Origin of the sequence: Flavihumibacter profundi (assembly GCF_020076305.1) — a bacterium.
GTDB classification, from domain to species: domain Bacteria; phylum Bacteroidota; class Bacteroidia; order Chitinophagales; family Chitinophagaceae; genus Flavihumibacter; species Flavihumibacter profundi.
On record NZ_JAIQXE010000004.1, the window covers coordinates 211,517 to 228,604 of the forward strand.

At 41.7% G+C, this 17,088-nt stretch carries 16 protein-coding genes; 2 read left to right on the plus strand and 14 right to left on the minus strand.

All coding sequences use genetic code 11. The annotated features are described in order from the left end of the window. Window positions 1-26: 26 nt before the first annotated feature. The 6 genes from LAQ65_RS19280 to ygiD all read right to left on the minus strand — a co-directional run bounded on the left by LAQ65_RS19280 (window position 27) and on the right by ygiD (window position 6,397). Window positions 27-1,196 (minus strand): glycosyltransferase, encoded by a 1,170-nt coding sequence (locus LAQ65_RS19280; RefSeq protein ID WP_224118647.1) that lies wholly within the window; start codon window positions 1,194-1,196, stop codon window positions 27-29. A 168-nt stretch (window positions 1,197-1,364) separates the two neighbouring features. Beyond that, window positions 1,365-2,525, minus strand: a complete 1,161-nt coding sequence (locus LAQ65_RS19285; RefSeq protein WP_224118648.1) for a sugar transferase — start codon at window positions 2,523-2,525, stop codon at window positions 1,365-1,367. A 31-nt stretch (window positions 2,526-2,556) separates the two neighbouring features. Then, window positions 2,557-2,961 carry a response regulator gene (locus tag LAQ65_RS19290; RefSeq protein WP_224118649.1) on the minus strand — a complete coding sequence of 135 codons (405 nt, stop codon included), beginning with the start codon at window positions 2,959-2,961 and terminating at the stop codon, window positions 2,557-2,559. Between the two features lie 303 nt (window positions 2,962-3,264). Next, window positions 3,265-4,458 (minus strand): glycosyltransferase family 2 protein, encoded by a 1,194-nt coding sequence (locus tag LAQ65_RS19295; RefSeq protein WP_224118650.1) that lies wholly within the window; start codon window positions 4,456-4,458, stop codon window positions 3,265-3,267. A gap of 34 nt (window positions 4,459-4,492) precedes the next feature. Continuing rightward, window positions 4,493-5,404 carry an ROK family protein gene (locus tag LAQ65_RS19300; protein WP_224118651.1) on the minus strand — a complete coding sequence of 304 codons (912 nt, stop codon included), beginning with the start codon at window positions 5,402-5,404 and terminating at the stop codon, window positions 4,493-4,495. 159 nt (window positions 5,405-5,563) lie between these two features. Continuing rightward, a complete protein-coding gene (ygiD, locus tag LAQ65_RS19305) occupies window positions 5,564-6,397 on the minus strand; it encodes a 4,5-DOPA-extradiol-dioxygenase (RefSeq protein WP_224118652.1) in 834 nt (277 codons plus the stop codon). Between the two features lie 79 nt (window positions 6,398-6,476). On the opposite strand from ygiD, the gene LAQ65_RS19310 reads away from it, so the two are divergent. Further along, complete coding sequence (locus LAQ65_RS19310; RefSeq protein ID WP_224118653.1) at window positions 6,477-7,136, plus strand: class I SAM-dependent methyltransferase; 660 nt, start codon at window positions 6,477-6,479, stop codon at window positions 7,134-7,136. Here the strand turns inward: LAQ65_RS19310 and LAQ65_RS19315 are convergent. Continuing rightward, window positions 7,114-8,520 carry an aminopeptidase P family protein gene (locus LAQ65_RS19315; RefSeq protein ID WP_224118654.1) on the minus strand — a complete coding sequence of 469 codons (1,407 nt, stop codon included), beginning with the start codon at window positions 8,518-8,520 and terminating at the stop codon, window positions 7,114-7,116. The two genes, LAQ65_RS19310 and LAQ65_RS19315, sit on opposite strands and share 23 nt — an antisense overlap. A gap of 72 nt (window positions 8,521-8,592) precedes the next feature. Here LAQ65_RS19315 and LAQ65_RS19320 point away from each other — a divergent pair, with 72 nt between their 5' ends. Then, complete coding sequence (locus LAQ65_RS19320; RefSeq protein WP_224118655.1) at window positions 8,593-9,783, plus strand: DUF3179 domain-containing (seleno)protein; 1,191 nt, start codon at window positions 8,593-8,595, stop codon at window positions 9,781-9,783. 10 nt (window positions 9,784-9,793) lie between these two features. On the opposite strand, the gene LAQ65_RS19325 is transcribed toward LAQ65_RS19320, so the two are convergent. The 7 genes from LAQ65_RS19325 to LAQ65_RS19355 all read right to left on the minus strand — a co-directional run bounded on the left by LAQ65_RS19325 (window position 9,794) and on the right by LAQ65_RS19355 (window position 16,975). Continuing rightward, window positions 9,794-10,507: an NIPSNAP family protein gene (locus LAQ65_RS19325; protein WP_224118656.1), complete on the minus strand. Its 714-nt coding sequence runs from the start codon at window positions 10,505-10,507 to the stop codon at window positions 9,794-9,796. A gap of 18 nt (window positions 10,508-10,525) precedes the next feature. Further along, entirely contained in the window at window positions 10,526-11,953 is a 1,428-nt protein-coding gene (locus tag LAQ65_RS19330; protein WP_224118657.1) for a sialate O-acetylesterase, read from the minus strand. Window positions 11,954-12,041: 88 nt separating this feature from the next. Beyond that, entirely contained in the window at window positions 12,042-12,464 is a 423-nt protein-coding gene (locus LAQ65_RS19335) for a hypothetical protein (RefSeq protein WP_224118658.1), read from the minus strand. Between the two features lie 281 nt (window positions 12,465-12,745). After that, on the minus strand, window positions 12,746-13,930 hold the full coding sequence (locus tag LAQ65_RS19340) for a DUF1624 domain-containing protein (protein WP_224118659.1): 1,185 nt from the start codon (window positions 13,928-13,930) through the stop codon (window positions 12,746-12,748). Between the two features lie 34 nt (window positions 13,931-13,964). Continuing rightward, window positions 13,965-14,396: a DUF2141 domain-containing protein gene (locus tag LAQ65_RS19345; RefSeq protein WP_224118660.1), complete on the minus strand. Its 432-nt coding sequence runs from the start codon at window positions 14,394-14,396 to the stop codon at window positions 13,965-13,967. 57 nt (window positions 14,397-14,453) lie between these two features. Further along, window positions 14,454-15,683: a glycoside hydrolase family 172 protein gene (locus LAQ65_RS19350; RefSeq protein ID WP_224118661.1), complete on the minus strand. Its 1,230-nt coding sequence runs from the start codon at window positions 15,681-15,683 to the stop codon at window positions 14,454-14,456. Further along, window positions 15,680-16,975: a DUF3472 domain-containing protein gene (locus tag LAQ65_RS19355; protein WP_224118662.1), complete on the minus strand. Its 1,296-nt coding sequence runs from the start codon at window positions 16,973-16,975 to the stop codon at window positions 15,680-15,682. Before LAQ65_RS19355 ends, LAQ65_RS19350 begins: the two co-directional genes overlap by 4 nt. Window positions 16,976-17,088: the final 113 nt, after the last annotated feature.

Sequence of the window (17,088 nt, forward strand, 5' to 3'; positions counted from 1 at the left end):
ACAAAAATAAGTGCAGTAACCGATTCTTACTGATCATTCATTCCTGTATAGGATTTGGGGGTGTGCAGGAATTCCTTTCTTCCTTTCCTGATGCGCAAAAGCGCTTTAATCATTGTAACCATTAACATAGGCAGGCTAACCAGGGCTTTACCGGTTTGCAAGGAATAGTATCGCGATGGAATGGCAATAGCCAGGGTAAGCATAAAGAACAATAACAAGCTTAGCCACCAACCGGGTAAAGGAAAGAAAAATGCCCAACCGGTAAGATACCGTATGATTACCAAAAAAACTATGGCAGAAAAAACCACCAGGTAAAGTGAACGGGGTAGCAATAGGTTTTGAATGAGTTTATTATAATACTGGGCATCCTTTCGGATACCTTTCATGTCGGGTTCCATAAAACGCCTGACCTGGTACCATTGGGCTTCCATCCAGCGAACCCTTTGTTTTTCAAATACATCGTGGCTGGCCACCTTTTCATCCAATACCCATGCATCTGGAATATAATGCAGTTTAATGCCACGTTTTAGTAATTGCATATCTATTTCGCGGTCTTCACCTGGATTATCAAGAATGGGTTTCCAGGTAAAAATAGATTGGATCAATTTGGTTTCAAAGGCCATACCAGAACCTGAAGGGGCGGCAGAAAATCCAAGCGACTGCTGCCCGAGGCGAAAAAGATGGTTATTTATCTCTTCGCTGATTGCATCCAGAAGGGCAATACTTGTTTGGTCATTTTTTGCAGTGCGATGGCATTGCATGGCTAAATAACCGGCCTGATAATAATTATTGACCAACCTAAGGCAACCGGATTTCATAATATTATCTGCATCCAGAATCATCACTACATCGTATTTTCCATTTGGCAAGCTTTGTAATGCAGCATGAACTGACTTAGCTTTCATGTGAGCAGAAACCTCGAGTACTTTAATCCCCATTTTTCTTAATATGGCCACAGTTTGGGGTAGCAGGGAGTCTGCAATAACAGTAACATCAAAAAAGCCGGCTGGATAATTGTGATTTAATGCCTCCGAAGCGGTTTGTACAATGATATGGTCGTCGCGGTAAGAAGGAATCAGGATAGCAAAACTGGCAAATTTGTCAGTTTCCGGAGGTGCTTCTTCCTGGTGCATCATTCCGGCAATGGCTACCACCAGCAAGTAAGTTATACTGCAGAACAAGTAAATGAACAGCACAAGGCCGACTATATAAATAAAATTAACCACGAGTTGGGAAAATAGGGAAAAATCAAAGTATAACCAATGAACATTTGTTTTTTTTCGACAAAATATATAATATCGGATACCAATAGTCGAAAAGCCGGCTTCGGGCCGGCTTTTCTAAAATATTTACAGGGTAAAGTATTAAACGTTTGATTTTTGGATCAGGGCGGGCGGCGTATGCGCAATAATCCAAAGGTCAAAAAGAAAATTCTGCTTTTTGGAATAGGTGATATCCAATTTTATTCTTTCCTCATCAGACATGTAATGCCTGTCTTTTTTACGGATCTGCCAGAGTCCGGTAATGCCTGCTGGTGCCATAAAACGTTCAGCCCATTCATCAGTAGTTAGCATGGCTGCTTCGTATAATGGCAGTGGCCGATTTCCCACCAGCGACATATCACCCAGTAACACATTAAAAAACTGGGGCAATTCGTCCAGACTCGAATTCCTTAAGAATTTTCCAATGCGGGTTGCCCTGGGGTCATCGGACACTTTAAAGAAAACCCGGCATTTTTCTTCATCATACTCACTAAATTGTTTTAGCTGGTCAACCTTTTTATCGGCATCGCATTGCATTGTGCGAAATTTATAAAAATTGAATACCCTGTATCCTCTGCCAGCTCTTTTAGAGATATAAAAAACAGGCCCTTTGCTTTCCAATTTAATTGCAAGTGCAATAAGCACCATAATTGGGCTCATTAAAATGATACCAATTAATGATACCAGGATATCAAATGCCCTGCGACCCACTCCCAATTTGCTATTTTTCCTGACACGCTCGATCATCCTGATGGTTTCCTGCGTTTTTGAAAATTTCTTTTGCTTTACCTTTTCAAGGAAGTTGATCCGGTTCAGGAGCTTGTTATCAACCTTGCGGGTATCGATAACGTCATCGAATATACGCATGAGCAATCCCGGATCTGCCGGGTCGGTAGTACTATTGACCTTATCCATAATCACCGGAATTCCCCGGAACTTTTCCCCAGTGGTGAGGAAAGCATTCAGTTCTGCTACAGCAGAAAGTTCAATTGCACTGTCAATTATAAAGACATTTGGGATAGCCTTTTGCTGTTGGTCAATTCTTTTAAGGATATTGAGTGCTTTAGAAATATTTTCTGCAGCATACCCTCCATCAAAAAGATTTACCAGGTAATCTATGCTACGGGTATTCTTTCCAATATAGAAAAACTCCCGCGAATGAATCTGAACGACAGGTGCAATATTAGGCTCACGATATACGGAATACCGTTTATAAGAAGAAGTCTGGGGAGAGGAAGATGTTAATGGTAAAATTGGTTCCATTCAGGTAAGGTTTAAAGTTTTCAGGGTTGCCTTATACAGCTTTAAGCATTTTATCACTTTTGACTGCAGGCATATTTACCAGTGCTTCAAGTTTCTTCTTAAGATCAATAGGATTGAATGGCTTATGGAAATAAGCATCCACATTATAATTTGCACTAAGTGAAGCAAGTTCACCTTCAGGTTGCTCAGAAATAACAATGAGGGGGATATGCTTATACAGCCCACTGGTTTTCAGGTGTTCTACCAGTTCCCAAGGCTCAGTATCCGGCAAATTGGGATCCATAACAATGGCTGCCGGTAACTCAGTTTGCGCAATCCAGTACATAGCATCTGCAGCCTCAGCAGCAGTGATAGTAGTGAATTGGTCGTGAAGCACAGTCTGTAATAAAAACCTGATAGCTTTGCTTTCAGTTATCACAAGTATCTTTCTTTTCATCCTTGAATAATTAAGTTTTAAAAACTCAATTTTTCAATAGGAAAATCGATTGGAACGGTTAGGTCTTCAAGGGGTATATGAAAAAACAAATATATCCTTCGGAATCAACTTATCCGAAATAATTCAACTTCAATAAAGGTGTTCTTAGGATTTATGGCCAGCCAGCATCAGGTGCTTATCAAAGGATTTGAATGAAAGTTTCCTGCTATAAAAGTAATACTAATTTCCATTTAAAGAAATGATCTGCAATAAATATTTCTACTTAGGCAAAAACTACCGGTTTGCCTTGGTAAAGATTCCATTTCAGTCGTTAACAGGAAAGGGTATGCGTTCTGATTTTTCCCATATCCCTGACTGTTTACCACTTAAAAACCTGCTATAGCCAAGAAATACCGCCCAATTCATGAATAAAAAATAATATGGTATAAATACGATCGGCCACTTCGTATTGTTCCGGGCACCTAACCAGCCAATACCTGCAGAAAAGTAAAAAACTGTTTGAGCCAGCAAGGTAACCCTATACCATACGCTGGCATCATTTACTACCAGAAAGAGGTTTACGGCTAACAAAATCGGAAGAAGAGCTGGGGCAAGCGTCCAGCGTAGTACCCGGTGGGAAAAATATTGAAAAGTCAGTAAAGGGTGTTTTTTAAATCGCATCAATCCAGGAAGGCGACTCATAGCCTGGAATCCTCCGGCTGCTATTCTTATTTTCCTGGTCTGTTCTTCGCTTATAGATAAAGATCCCCTTTCAAGAGCCAGGGCCCCTGGTTCATAGGCCACCTTGAACCCTTTTGCGCAAATACGTAAAGACAATACAAAATCATCAAGTATGGTATCGGGTTCGAGTGGCTGGAAAAGTTCACGCTTAAAGGAAAACAATTCCCCAGCCGCGCCAACCAGTGTTCCAACAAGGGCATCGTTCTTCTTTAAGAAAGACTCGTATTTCCAATAAAGCCCTTCTCCCTGCTCGCCCAAACCCGAGTTTTCTGCTACCAGTAGTTTTTTTTCACCTGAAACTGCCCCAATCCGCGGGTTTTTAAAATGACTAACCAATAGCCGGATACTATCGCTGCTAAGTAAAGTATTTGCATCTGTCAGCACTACCAAAGGGGTAGTTATAGATTCCATAGCTTTGTTGATCGCAACTGCTTTACCCAGCCTGACAGGCTCATGGACGAGGTGAACCTGCGGAAATGCCCGGGCTATATCGGGACTTCCGTCGGTTGACCCATCGGTAATAACGAAAACGGTGCATAAGCGTCTGGGGTAATTTAACTCGAGGCTATTCCGGATTTTCGCCCCAATTACACCGGCTTCATTATAAGCGGGGATTAAAATCGTCACTGCGGGTAATGAAGCGTCATTTTCAACTGAAAGCGCCGATTTTTTCCGCTTGAAAATTGCCCAAACCCACATAAGGATGCCATACCCCACATAGGTATAGAAAATGACCAGTAAACTGATCCAATACAATAGGGTGGCCACAACTGACATGTTGTATCTATAATAAAAGCACCTTAAATGGCGGTCAGGCTACCAGGGCAGCTGCACCAAAAACTCCTGCACTGTCACCCAGCATAGGTTTAACCACAGGCACATCAAGCCGGTTATTGAATATATAATGGGCTAATGATTTTATGCCAGCTGTATAGATAGAATCGATATTTCCTACTCCCCCTCCTACTATTATTACATCGGGATCGAGCAGGTTGGTAATTATCGATACTGCTTTGCCAAAGAAATGATGCAGGCGATCGATAGTAAGCCGGGCGGCAGCATTTTCGACTAACTGTGCAGCTTCAACAATCTCACGGAGATTTAATTCTATTCCACTGGTTTGTTTAAAATACCGTTGCAGTGAGGGACCGCTAAGGATCGTTTCTACACAACCACTTTTACCACAATAACAAGGCCCACCGGAAGCATCAAGGAAAATATGTCCCCATTCACCGGCAATTCCCTGTTTTCCATTCCATACTTTACCATCAATTACAATTCCACCCCCAACTCCTGATCCCATAATTATACCAAATACCATCCTGGCATCAGGAAACTGCTTCTTTACAATTCCCCAATGAGTTTCTGCCAGAGCGAAACAATTGGCATCGTTGGCCAGTTCTACAGGAATACCGAGGGCTTGCTCAAGGTCTTTTTTCAGAGGCTGGCCGTTCAATGCAGTACTATTGCAGTTTTTCATGGTTTGCAATATCGGGTCCAAAACACCCGGAGTTCCAAAGCCGATTGATGCCGGTTGTAACCCCGACGTGGCTTTCATTTCATTCACAAGTTTTACGATCTGTGAAATTATATGCCCGTAGCCTTTATGCGCCTCTGTATGTACGCGGGTTCTTAAAATGGGTTCAGGATTCTGCAATGTTGGCATGATAACGCCCTCAATTTTAGTCCCGCCCAGGTCAATTCCCCATAATGGTTGTTCCATATCTTTCCGTTTATTATCTAATATAATTATTCCCTGTATTAGAATCATTAAAAGCAATTAATAGCTATTTTAGGACTAGTCAGGGGTGAAGCTAGGATAAAGCTAGGATAAAGCTAGGATGAAGCTAGGATAGAGCAAGGATTTTCAGTTGCCCCATTTTTATCCAATGCGAACTGATGTCATGGTCAGCGACCCACCAACAGCACGATCATTGAAAAAAGCTATCGGCTCGCTTTTTTGTTGGAGACCCAGGATATACAGTAGCGGGTAATAATGATCCGGGGTGGGTATTGCCAATAAAGCCTCCTTGCCCATGGCGGAATAATTAACCAGCAAATCGTGTGTACCCGCACTGATAAGCCGTTTGAATTCCTCATTAATATGTAATGCCCAATCATATCCGTATTCCGGTTCACCGAGTTTATCCCAGGCTACCATGCGCAGGTTATGTACCATATTGCCGCTACCGATAATCAGGACTCCTTTTTTACGTAAGGCAGATATCTCCCTGGCGAGTTCATAATGGTAGCGGGCTTCTTTTCCATAATCAATGCTCAATTGCAATACCGGTATATTAGCGTCAGGAAACATGTGGCGTACTACTGTCCAGGTACCATGGTCTAATCCCCATTCATGGTCAAGACCCACTGAAACAGTTTTTACCATTTGCACAGTATCGATGGCTAGTTGGGGATCACCCGGTGCCGGGTATTGCACTTTAAATAATTCATCGGGAAATCCACCAAAATCATGGATGGTCCGGGGATGCTCCATGGCTGTTATATGTGTTCCCCGGGTTAACCAATGCGCTGATACAACCAGCACGGCCTTAGGTATAGGAATTGAATTGGCCATTGCAGTCCAGGTTTTACTAAATTCATTTTCTTCAATTCCGTTCATGGGTGATCCGTGACCAATGAAAAGAACAGGCATGGTAAAACCCTCTGCCGGCAAACTCCTGGAGAACTGGTTAAAAGCCGAAAGATTACTCATAGGATAAAGGTACAAAAGCTCACTCCACTTGCATATTAGGTAACAATTAAAAAGATTACTCATCTTTGGTACTTCCCATATGGCATTACAACTATCACTGCAAACTCTGCAAATTGGAAAGACTTCTGTTTCTCTGCTTGTGCCAGATGACCAATCTGTTCTGGAAGAATACAGGAAGCGCTTCCTTGAAAACAATCAAACACCATTTCCATACTGGGCAAAAATCTGGCCTGCATCAATCGCATTATCTGTTTTCCTCGACAAAAACCCGGCTTACTATGCGGGCAGTCAGGTAATGGAATTAGCCGCAGGATTGGGTCTCCCATCACTGGTCGCAGCCCGGAAGGCGGCAAATGTCAACTGCACAGATTACATGCAAGAAGCGGTTACGGTAATACAGCAATCAGCACAATATAACAGACTTACAAACCTGCAATCCAGTGTATTGGATTGGAATGTCATACCCTCAGAAAAAAAGGCGGATGTGATTTTATTGAGTGATATCAACTACGACCCTGAAGATTTCAAGCAATTGGACAGGCTTGTCAGGACATTCCTCCACCTTAATATGACCGTAATATTAAGTACCCCACAGCGACTAATGGCTAAACCATTTATTTCAGGATTAATGGAATATTCCAGCCATCAGGAAAGCATTCCGGTGTTACAAAATAGCGAAGAAATTTTCATCAGTGTACTGGTATTAAAATCAATTTCTACGCATATTGGTCCCGGATAGATTCAATTTCCCTTGCTGAATCCGGCAGGTATTTGCCAAGCCTGTGGTAACCTTCGGTAGTAACCAGGAAATTATTTTCAATCCGGATCCCACCAAAATTGCGGTACTTTTCCAGCGCGCCATAATTAATAAACCCTGAAAGTTTTTTTTCTGCTTTCCATCTGTCAATAAGTTCCGGGATCATATAAATACCCGGCTCAACTGTAAGAATAAACCCGGGTTCAAGGGCTTTGCCCAGCCGCAATGATTTCCAGCCAAAATCCGTTCTTTTTTTAAGCTGGTCAGTGTACCCGACATATTCTTCCCCAAGATCTTCCATATCGTGCACATCCAGTCCCATCATATGGCCCAGTCCGCATTGAAAAAATAAAGTATGCACTCCTTCCCGGACAGCCTCAGCAGGATCACCCTTTACAAGGCCAATTTCTTTCAGTCCAGCCACCAGGGCTTCAGCAGCTTTAGCATGTATATCTATGAACTGAACGCCAGGTTGCAGCAATGCCGTAGCCCTTTCCAGTGAATTAAGGACTATATCATATACTTCACGCTGCTGTGTAGAAAATTGACGTCCGACCGGGAAAGTCCGGGTAAGGTCGCCTGCATAATGCATGTTTTGTTCAGCCCCTGCATCAACCAGTACCATATTCCCTTCTGATAAGGTATTCCCGTAAAAATGATTGTGTAAAGTCTGCCCGTTTATTGTAAGAATGACGGGGTAAGATAATTGTCCGCCGGCGGCATGGGCAATTTCCTGCACTTTAGCCACAAGCTCATATTCTTTCATACCGATTGCTGCTTTATGCATCGCTGTAAAATGCATATCGGCGCTAATGGAAACAGCCTGTTCGATAGCTTCAATTTCTATACTTTCCTTTATGGACCGTTGTTTAACAACGGCTTTGATTAATTCTACCGAATGGTGTGTTTTGATAGCAGAAACCGGCAACTGCAGCCATTCTGATAATTTCAACAGATTTTCGGGTCGATAAGGAGGCAGGAAATGGACTTTTTTTCCAACAGATGTTGCATGGATAATTTGCCTGCCGAATTCAGCGTAAGGCTTAGTTTGATTAACACCAACTTCCGCGGCCATTTCTTTGAGCGTGGGCAGCGGTCCGGTCCAGACAATATCATCTAAGGTGAGTTCATTCCCGAAAATTATTTCAGCACCGGTATCCGCATCAATGATGGCCCCCAGGCCAGGCGTATCCAGTCCAAAATAATATAAAAAACTGCTATCCTGGCGAAAGTGATAACAATTGTCTTTATAATTCATGCCAGACTCTTCGTTACCCATCAGCACTATGAGTCCTGATCCTACGAGTTCTTTTAAAACCTTCCTCCTGATTGTATATACTGATTGCGGGAAAAGGGAAAAATACATGATGAAGTATTGAATGGATAAAATTATTGTTCCCCGAAATTAGTAGCTTCCGGTTAATTAATTCAAATCGTTATGTATCGATTAGGTTTAGGCATAGTCCTGCTAATATTGGTGCTTTTAGAAGCAGCCGGAGTTTATTTTATCATGCCATTCCCCGGAAGCCAGCAGCAGAACAGTATTCCTGTGGCTTACTGGCTGCATAACAATACCAATTGGATCAGGGGAATGCTACTGTTAGTGACTGCATTTTTATCCTTTCAAATTTTTAAAGCAGCAACCAAAAGACAAAAAATCTGGACGGTACTGGGCATAGTATTTTACATCTTCATTTTCTACATGATCAATTTTCAGATGCAGGCCGATAAAATGTTTCACCAGCCATCGAACCTTATTTTGGCTGATGTTACTAAAAATAAAGTGGCAGGAGAAAAACTGGTTTTGGGTGTATCGTTAAATGGTATTGCCAAAGCATATCCTATCCAATACATTGGATACCATCACCAGGTCAGGGACAGCCTGGGAAATACACCAATAATGGTAACTTATTGTACGGTTTGCAGAACTGGAAGAGTATTCAGTCCGGTTGTTCAAGGACAGGTTGAAAATTTCCGTTTAGTAGGCATGGATCATTTCAATGCGATGTTTGAAGATGCCCGTACAAAAAGCTGGTGGCGGCAGGCCACTGGCGAAGCTGTTGAAGGTCCGCTTAAAGGGAATAGCCTCGTTGAGATTCCAAGCCAGCAGATGAGATTAAGTGCCTGGCTGCGAATGTATCCAAACTCAATGGTTATGCAGCCTGACAAGGATTTTATTGAGGAATATGGCAATATGGTAAATTATGAAACGGGGCTTGGGAAAAGCGAGCTAACCAGGCGCGACTCTTTATCCTGGAAAGAAAAATCATGGATATTAGGCATCAGGTCCGCGACTGCAGCAAAGGCTTATGACTGGAATGAACTGGTGAAAAAGCGAATGATCACTGATAGTATCCAAGACTTACCAGTGTTACTGGTATTAGAAAAAGATTCGGTCACCTTCCATGGATGGGACCGAACCGTTCATGGTAAAGCAATGGACTTCAAGTGGTCGGGTATTCCTGATCAAATGACAGACCTTCAAACCAATTCAACCTGGAATATGGATGGCTGGTGTATTGACGGGGCATTAAAAGGCGCTTTCCTGAACAGGATACCTGTCTACCAGGAATTCTGGCATTCCTGGAGAACTTTTCATCCCAAAACCACGCAGTACAAAAGTGAATAGTTTTTAAGGCCTAGTAGTCTGAATATGCAGTAGAGTGCATCAGGATAATATCTGCCTTGGAAACATTGCCCTGGTATTCAGGTTTACCAGATAATGTTTTCCATTCAGCATCATCACTAAATGTTTTCCAGTGTTCATCCCTTGCTTTCATCGAGTTGAAACTGGTCATATACATCAGGTTAGGCATCCGGCTGCCGGATATAACATCAGCATAAAAAACAGCGTTGAATCCGAGTCTTTCGAAAAGGGGTACTTCACCACCTTCATTAAACATTTGCACTTTATTCTGGTATAATTTTTCTGTTGCCGATTCATAGCTACGCAATTCATATACAAAATCGGTTTTGCTGCCAGACAATTTGGGTAAAGTCATTTGCGGTGCAAGGCGAAATGCTTCCAGTATAATAGATTCCATCCTGCTATATTCGGGTGCAGCATCTTTTGGCAGATGACTCCTTACTGAATAAAGGTCCTGCCAGTTTTTGTAAGGAACCAGCATGTACAATTTTTTGTCTGCTGCAGTATCGTTGGCGATAGGCTTAAAGACACCAATATTGGCACAACCCAATTTATGCAGAGCAGGAATTAGTGTTTTGGAAAGATATGTATCAAGCTGGCTTTCCTGTTCGGCTGTATTGAAGTGATATACTGATATCTGGTAGATCTGCTTCCCTTGGGCCTGCATCATAACGATGAGGCATAACATGGTGATTAACTTTTTCATATGTGCAATTTCTGATTTTTAATTTACCGGTGATTGATCAACTTTCCAATCGTCTGTCCTGAAAGGGACAACCGGCAACCCTTCTAAGCTCGAAACATTGCCTATTGTTGTATTTCCGAAACCATACCGTACATGGTAAGGAGTTTTTACCTCCGGGCAGGTAACAGTAATAACATCCTTTTCCACTTTAGCTTTTGCAGGGAACCAGGCTTCCTGTTCGCCGCTAACAAAAAATCCTGTGGCTTCATTGCCATTAATTATCAGGCCATTAGGTGCATTTGTAAACCGAAGGATTATTTTATCGTTGGAAAGTGCAGCCGAAATTAATTCAGGGCTTTTATAGGCAATACCAGAAACTCCATATGTTTCAGACAATGCCCAATTAGCCAACCTCTCACCAACTGGCCGCTTACGAGACGGATGTATATTAGTAACAGAATCTACCAGGTCTGTAATTACAACCATCCCAGTTTTAGGATAGGTCATACTTAGCGCTTGCTGTTCCTGCAATAGGGCACCAACGTTCTTTTGCCCATACGCATAAGGAGCGATCTGCACATAATAAAATGGGATTTCCTTTTTAAATGCTTTCCTCCAGGATTCAATCATTTTTGTAAATAATTGCTGATAGGTCGCGTTTGTTGAAGTATTACTTTCGCCCTGGTACCAGATGGCGCCGGCAATATTGTAATTAGTTAAGGGGTAAATCATCCCATTAAAGGTCTGCCCGGGTCCGTTAGGCCACCATGGGACGGATTGCAGTTTTGAGGCTGCGCCCTTCAACATAGGATCGTGGTTAACTACTTCTTCAGGGGTCCAGGGTTCTGCAGCAGTCCCCCCCCAGCTTGCATTAATCAGTCCAATAGGCACGTCAAGGTCATTGCTGAGCTTTTTACCAAAGAAATACCCCACTGAACTAAATGATTTTAATGTATTTGAGTCACAAATGGCCCAATTGGCTTTAACATCATCCTGGGGATAAACTGCACCTGTTTTGGGTACCTGGAAAAAACGGATTTTTTTATTATAAGCGGTTGGAAAATCAGTCGCAATATCCGAAGTGCCATTATTATAACTCCACTCCATATTGGACTGCCCTGAACATATCCAAACTTCACCGATCATTACATCTGAAAGGGTAATCGTTGTTCTTCCTTTAATTGTTACTGTATAAGGACCACCTGCTTTTGGTGTATTGACCATCAGTTTCCATACAGCCATATTGCCGGCTACTGCAGAATCAGTATGATTGTTCCAGCTTGTGGTTACATAAATTTTCTCAGCCGGACCAGCCCAGCCCCAAATGTTAACAGATTCATTTTGCTGCAGTACCATTCCAGAAGATATGATGGCGGGAAGGCGCAATTGCGCCAGTGATTGCAGGGTGGAAAAAAGAAACAGGGTTGCGAAAAAGAAATACCCTGAAAAAACGGAATATCTTTTCATACAAATAAAATTAAGGCTTTCCATTCAGGAAAGCCTCAATTTTATGAATTTAAAAGATCTGGAAAACCGCTTAAAAGCAATTCAGACTTTATAATTTTTCAACTACAAAACCGGTAATAACCTGTTGGGTCTCACTGATTTCAAAAGTTTCAGTCTGGCTTACTTTTTTTGTAGCTACAGTCAAAGTGATGTGCATGGGCTCTAAACCACCGTTAGCAAACTGAAAACGCTTTACAATTTTCTTGCTGCTGAAATTACCTGAGTAAAGAACAGTACCATCATTGTCTGTCAAAGTTACTTTGTAGTCTTCGGCAGCATCATTATCCAGGCTGATTTCGAGTACAGGTTGCTGGTTTACTGAGCCAACATATTTTACTTCAACCGGAATAATACCATTTTCATTGCCTGATATTACATTGTTCGCATTTGCTGTTCCAGTGCTTAATATAAGCGCTGTAGCGATGGCTGCCAATGATAACATAGATTTCATTTTTGTGTTTACGCACTTCATAACATTCAATTTAAAAATTAACGATTCAATAAACTTCTTGCAGGCGGCAATCGTGATTTATAAGATGGGTGGGCAACCGCTTATTTGATGAAAATTCCAGAAGGGACTTATCGGGAGAATTTTGTTTGTCATCAAATACTAATGCAAACTTAAGGTGTGTTTTTGGTCTTTGCAATACAAGATTCTCATACTTCTTTGATTGCAAAACTGTAAATTAAATCATAAATTACTTGCTGGCATTGCGTTTCAGGGAATAATACTAATGAAGCCCAAACTTCATTTCAGAGGTAAGACAACCACCATTTCCGGCTGGCTTTCTTATATTGGCTAAACCATTTACAGGGAAAGTATAAACTTAAGACAACCAGTATCCAGATTAAATAAACTATCGGCAAATCATATCCGAAGTCAGCCGGCCTGAAGAAAAAAGGAAGATTCGGATCTACGATCTGGCTGGTTGTATGCCCGGTTGCGAAAAAAAAGATTACCAGCAGTGCATGAATGCCGAAAAAATGCAACACATAATAAAAAAATGGGACCTGGCCGTATGCTGTAATAAAACGGGCAGGTGCATTTTGACTTTTCTCCAGAAAAGAGAGCGCCAATAATCCGGGGCCAAGTGTCATACAGAGATATACCAGGGAAGGCGGGTATTTGCTGGCATTGAGAAAAGACAAAAAACTCCTGATACCGCCAGGATAGGTTTTCCAATGGGAAGGATCACCATATTGGTTAACAACCCGAAGGAAAACAAAAAGCACAATCAGTGCAATCCCTGCCTGAAATAAAATAAGCCTTCTTTTCGCAGCCGGAAAGTCCGGGTTATAAAAATATCCACATACATAACCCATGAACATTACTCCGGTCCAGGGCAAAACAGCATACAAAGCAAAAATAAAATGATTGCCCCCTAATGGAATTATGGTTCCGAATGCGGTGAAGAATATCCTCCAAAGCGCAGCAGGAACACCTGTTTGCGGAAGGGGGATATAGTCAAGAATATTATGCCCAAAAAATAACAATGCCCCAATAAAGAGAACCAATTTATATGAAATCCGACTGCAAAGTCCTAAAAGGATCATACTCCAGCCAATAACCCAGATAACCTGGAATATCAATACATTATAAAATGGATTAAAAGTAATGATAAAGGTCATCCCCACCAGTTCTACTGCCAGCAACCAAAAGCCTCTTTTAACCATAAAGATTGCCGCTTCAGCCTTTGTTTTATTACGCCTTGAGAGACTGGCTGAAATGCCCGATAAAAAAACAAAAACAGGCGCACAGAAATGTGTAATCCAGCGGGTAAAAAATAGAGGTACAGAAGTTGTTGCCGGGTCCAGCGGATCAGCCGTCATCGCAGTAATGTGAAAGAAATCCCTAACGTGATCAAGGGCCATGACGATCATCACGAATCCCCTCAATATATCAATGGAATGAATTCTGGATGTAGCAGTAGTGGCCATCACTACTAATATAATAAAATTACTTCCTTTGTATTTATTTTACTTTTATAAAAATCGTGCCTGGTTTGCCGTTAAGGGTGAAACTGGCCTCCTTAAAAGTAGCAGAACGGGTAGCGGGTATGATATTATTTGAGAAGCCATAATCTTCTTTGGGAATGCCCAGAAAATTTTTATCTAATTCGCCATTTTCATTTTCATCCAGGAAAACGACTATTGCATAAACGCCTGGATCTACATTAGGAAAAATAACCGAGACTTCATCCTTATCCTTAACCGCAACTATTTTCTTAAACACGGCATAGTTAGCATCCATGTAAGTTTTCTCATTATTATACCATCCGATATAAACATTTCCTTTTTTCTTATCAAGATTACTAACAATTACTGTTTGATCCCCTGCCTGTGCGGTTGCCGGAGCAGGAGAATTAATCAGTAGAATAAGCAACAATCTGAAATACCAGGACATAAAATTGGTTTAATGTATTGCACTAACAAAATGCCCCGGTTTTAGTTCTGTAAATATTTAATGGTTGTTCTTCAGGTTTGCAATCCTTACTGAAACTGGTGATAAAGCGGGCAAATCATTAACAGGCTGATCAAGATAAAAATAGGCGGTAGACGAAAAATCATCTGACCGGTAAAAATTAGTCCAGCCATCAATAGCGTTACTGTCGTCGAGGTTAACCAGGCTGTCCTTTTTATAATAAGGATAAAAGCCCTGTTCATTTGCTGTACTGACTGGAAGCAAAGGCGCGCCAGATCTTAGGTAAGCAGCCACATTCTTTTTGGTATCGCCCCCGATCGCCTGTATAGTCACCCGGCAATTTGACTGGAAAAATACGGGATCAGGAATATGATAACGGTAAAAAGCCCATTGTTTCAGGGAATCATCGCTAACCGAACAACCAGAATATTGTTGAATAAATTTACCCTGTCCCCAGCCTGTACCTATATAATCTTCTGTGCCTGTTCCATTTAAGGTTGGTAAGGAAGTATCGCCATCCAGGTAAATTTTCACTTCGCCTTCACCAAACCAGGAATTTCCATAACGGGGGTTCGCATTGACCCCAATATTTACGCCCAAAAAACGCCCCTTGCCATTCAGGTTTGGAAGCAGTTCATAATCTTCTGCCAGCATTGTTGCAGTATCCCTTCTCCAGAAGGCATGGAAATACATTGCTTGTGCGTCGAGCTCTTTTACAAGGCTGTAATCCACATCAAAAAATAACAGGTTCAAAGTTTTTGCGGACTCATTAGTGACTACAATTTTTGCGGATTTTTTAAATGGCATAGGAATAAAACAATTGAATGACCGACCTTCGGGGCTGGCAAAAATGGCATTTTGAAAGCTGGTGGTCCTTCCTAAACCGATCCCAAAAAAATCACCCAGGGGCACGGATACAGCTGGCTTTTCAGCATTATCCCAAAACATATCAATTCTCAGTGCGCGCAACATTTCGGGGGACCTGTCATCAATTGTCATCCATATCCTGTGGATGATGCCCATTTCCTGTATGTCCAAAAGGGTTAGCGATTTTCCTGCCGGAACAGGATCGAAAGCATGGCCTTTGGCGTGGTTGTTTTCCTGTCCCCCTGCACCTTTAACACCATTCCTATTTTCCGGGCTACTCCAGCGGGAGGAATAATTATCATTGAATGTATAAAGCTCAGCAGATTGTATAGGTGCATTATTCCTGTTTGTGCATGAAATAAATAAGCAGCAGGCAATATAGATACTCGCTATTTTTTTCACTGATTTTCTTTAATGAGAAGGTAAACAGATTCGGGTAAACTACCATGGGCCGAACGTGTAAAGATTTGATTAATAGGTGTAAAATCATTGAAAAAGCCACAATTCCGCAATTGGAAAATATCATTATTCACAGCCCCTGAATAATCCATGCGATAGCCGGCCCTGGCAGTATTATCCGCTGTGAAACGGGCCTTTAACAATTCGGTCCACCTACCCTTGTCATCACAAATCCATTGGTTGCCAAAAAAAACAAGTCGAGATTGATTGCCGGTTTGGGGGATAAAATTTTCAAGGAAAGAATGCAGATGCCTTAAACCGCCTGGTGATTTTGGTCGATCGAATGAAGCAATCAATTGCCACTTTTTTATTTCAGGAAAATAAAAATAGGCACTATACACAGTATGTTGCTGCAATAACGATTTTGCCCTGATTAAAAATTGATAGGTGTGGCCTGCAACCCAGTTATACCTCAGGAAACTTTGCCCGCCTGATCCTTCATTCCCGAATTCACCTGTTTGTACTGCTTCCCCTTTTTGTAGCAACCTGATCCGAAGGCTATCAGGAATTGTTTTAGGATCGTCGGTTTGGTAAGGGCTCCAAACGGAAAATAAAATTCTTCTTTCGGTACTGCTGTTTACCTGGATACCAAAATAGCCATCCCCAAATCCATTCGCCATAAAATAGGAACCCAGTTTATCTTCACCAACAGGAACTGTAAGTTCATTATAGAACCACTCAACCCGGGTACTATCATCAACAGGGTAATTAAGGTGTACAGATGGCCCCCGCCTACCCCAATAGTAAAAATTTCCGTCATTATTTTTCACGAAACTGGTTTGATCATTGACAGCGGAACCTGCTATGGAATAATTTTTAATCGCTGCGAAATATCTCCCGGTTTTTCCAAGACCCTTTATAACAATTTTAATATATCCTGTATCCTTGATTGTCCAGGACCCCGCATCATACCATTTTAATCCACCAGCTTCTATTGAAATGATTTTTGATTGACCACAGATCAATACCTGAAGGATTGACCCTTTGTCTGAACTGGCCTCCACAGACAATTTCAGCCCCCCTTTACGGTTAATCCGTAAATAGGTAGTAAAGGTATCCGAAGCTGATACCCAGTTCTCAATTCCATTGTTTGTCACCTGCAAAGATTCCGACTCGCTGGCATTAGTAAATGTATTACCGCCCACCGGCAGAATAATTTGGGCAGTGGCAAGGTTAACAGTAAAGCCCAGTAAAAGAACCAGTGATGCAATTAGCTTTGGTACTTGAGTTGTCATTTATAAGGTAGTAAGGAATTTGAAAATACCTAAATTCTTAATGTCCCTAAAAATAGTCAGGGGCAGCATAATATGAACAGGCAACCGTTTGCGCGTTTCAGTTATTATTTACT

Excerpts from the sequence above, each read along its gene's own strand:
- LAQ65_RS19285 (WP_224118648.1), bottom strand. The coding sequence starts at position 2,525 with ATGGAACCAATTTTACCATTAACATCTTCCTCTCCCCAGACTTCTTCT.
- LAQ65_RS19290 (WP_224118649.1), bottom strand. The coding sequence starts at position 2,961 with ATGAAAAGAAAGATACTTGTGATAACTGAAAGCAAAGCTATCAGGTTT.
- LAQ65_RS19295 (WP_224118650.1), bottom strand. The coding sequence starts at position 4,458 with ATGTCAGTTGTGGCCACCCTATTGTATTGGATCAGTTTACTGGTCATT.
- LAQ65_RS19300 (WP_224118651.1), bottom strand. The coding sequence starts at position 5,404 with ATGGAACAACCATTATGGGGAATTGACCTGGGCGGGACTAAAATTGAG.
- ygiD (WP_224118652.1), bottom strand. The coding sequence starts at position 6,397 with ATGAGTAATCTTTCGGCTTTTAACCAGTTCTCCAGGAGTTTGCCGGCA.
- LAQ65_RS19310 (WP_224118653.1), top strand. The coding sequence starts at position 6,477 with ATGGCATTACAACTATCACTGCAAACTCTGCAAATTGGAAAGACTTCT.
- LAQ65_RS19315 (WP_224118654.1), bottom strand. The coding sequence starts at position 8,520 with ATGTATTTTTCCCTTTTCCCGCAATCAGTATATACAATCAGGAGGAAG.
- LAQ65_RS19320 (WP_224118655.1), top strand. The coding sequence starts at position 8,593 with ATGTATCGATTAGGTTTAGGCATAGTCCTGCTAATATTGGTGCTTTTA.
- LAQ65_RS19325 (WP_224118656.1), bottom strand. The coding sequence starts at position 10,507 with ATGAAAAAGTTAATCACCATGTTATGCCTCATCGTTATGATGCAGGCC.
- LAQ65_RS19330 (WP_224118657.1), bottom strand. The coding sequence starts at position 11,953 with ATGAAAAGATATTCCGTTTTTTCAGGGTATTTCTTTTTCGCAACCCTG.
- LAQ65_RS19335 (WP_224118658.1), bottom strand. The coding sequence starts at position 12,464 with ATGAAGTGCGTAAACACAAAAATGAAATCTATGTTATCATTGGCAGCC.
- LAQ65_RS19340 (WP_224118659.1), bottom strand. The coding sequence starts at position 13,930 with ATGGCCACTACTGCTACATCCAGAATTCATTCCATTGATATATTGAGG.
- LAQ65_RS19345 (WP_224118660.1), bottom strand. The coding sequence starts at position 14,396 with ATGTCCTGGTATTTCAGATTGTTGCTTATTCTACTGATTAATTCTCCT.
- LAQ65_RS19355 (WP_224118662.1), bottom strand. The coding sequence starts at position 16,975 with ATGACAACTCAAGTACCAAAGCTAATTGCATCACTGGTTCTTTTACTG.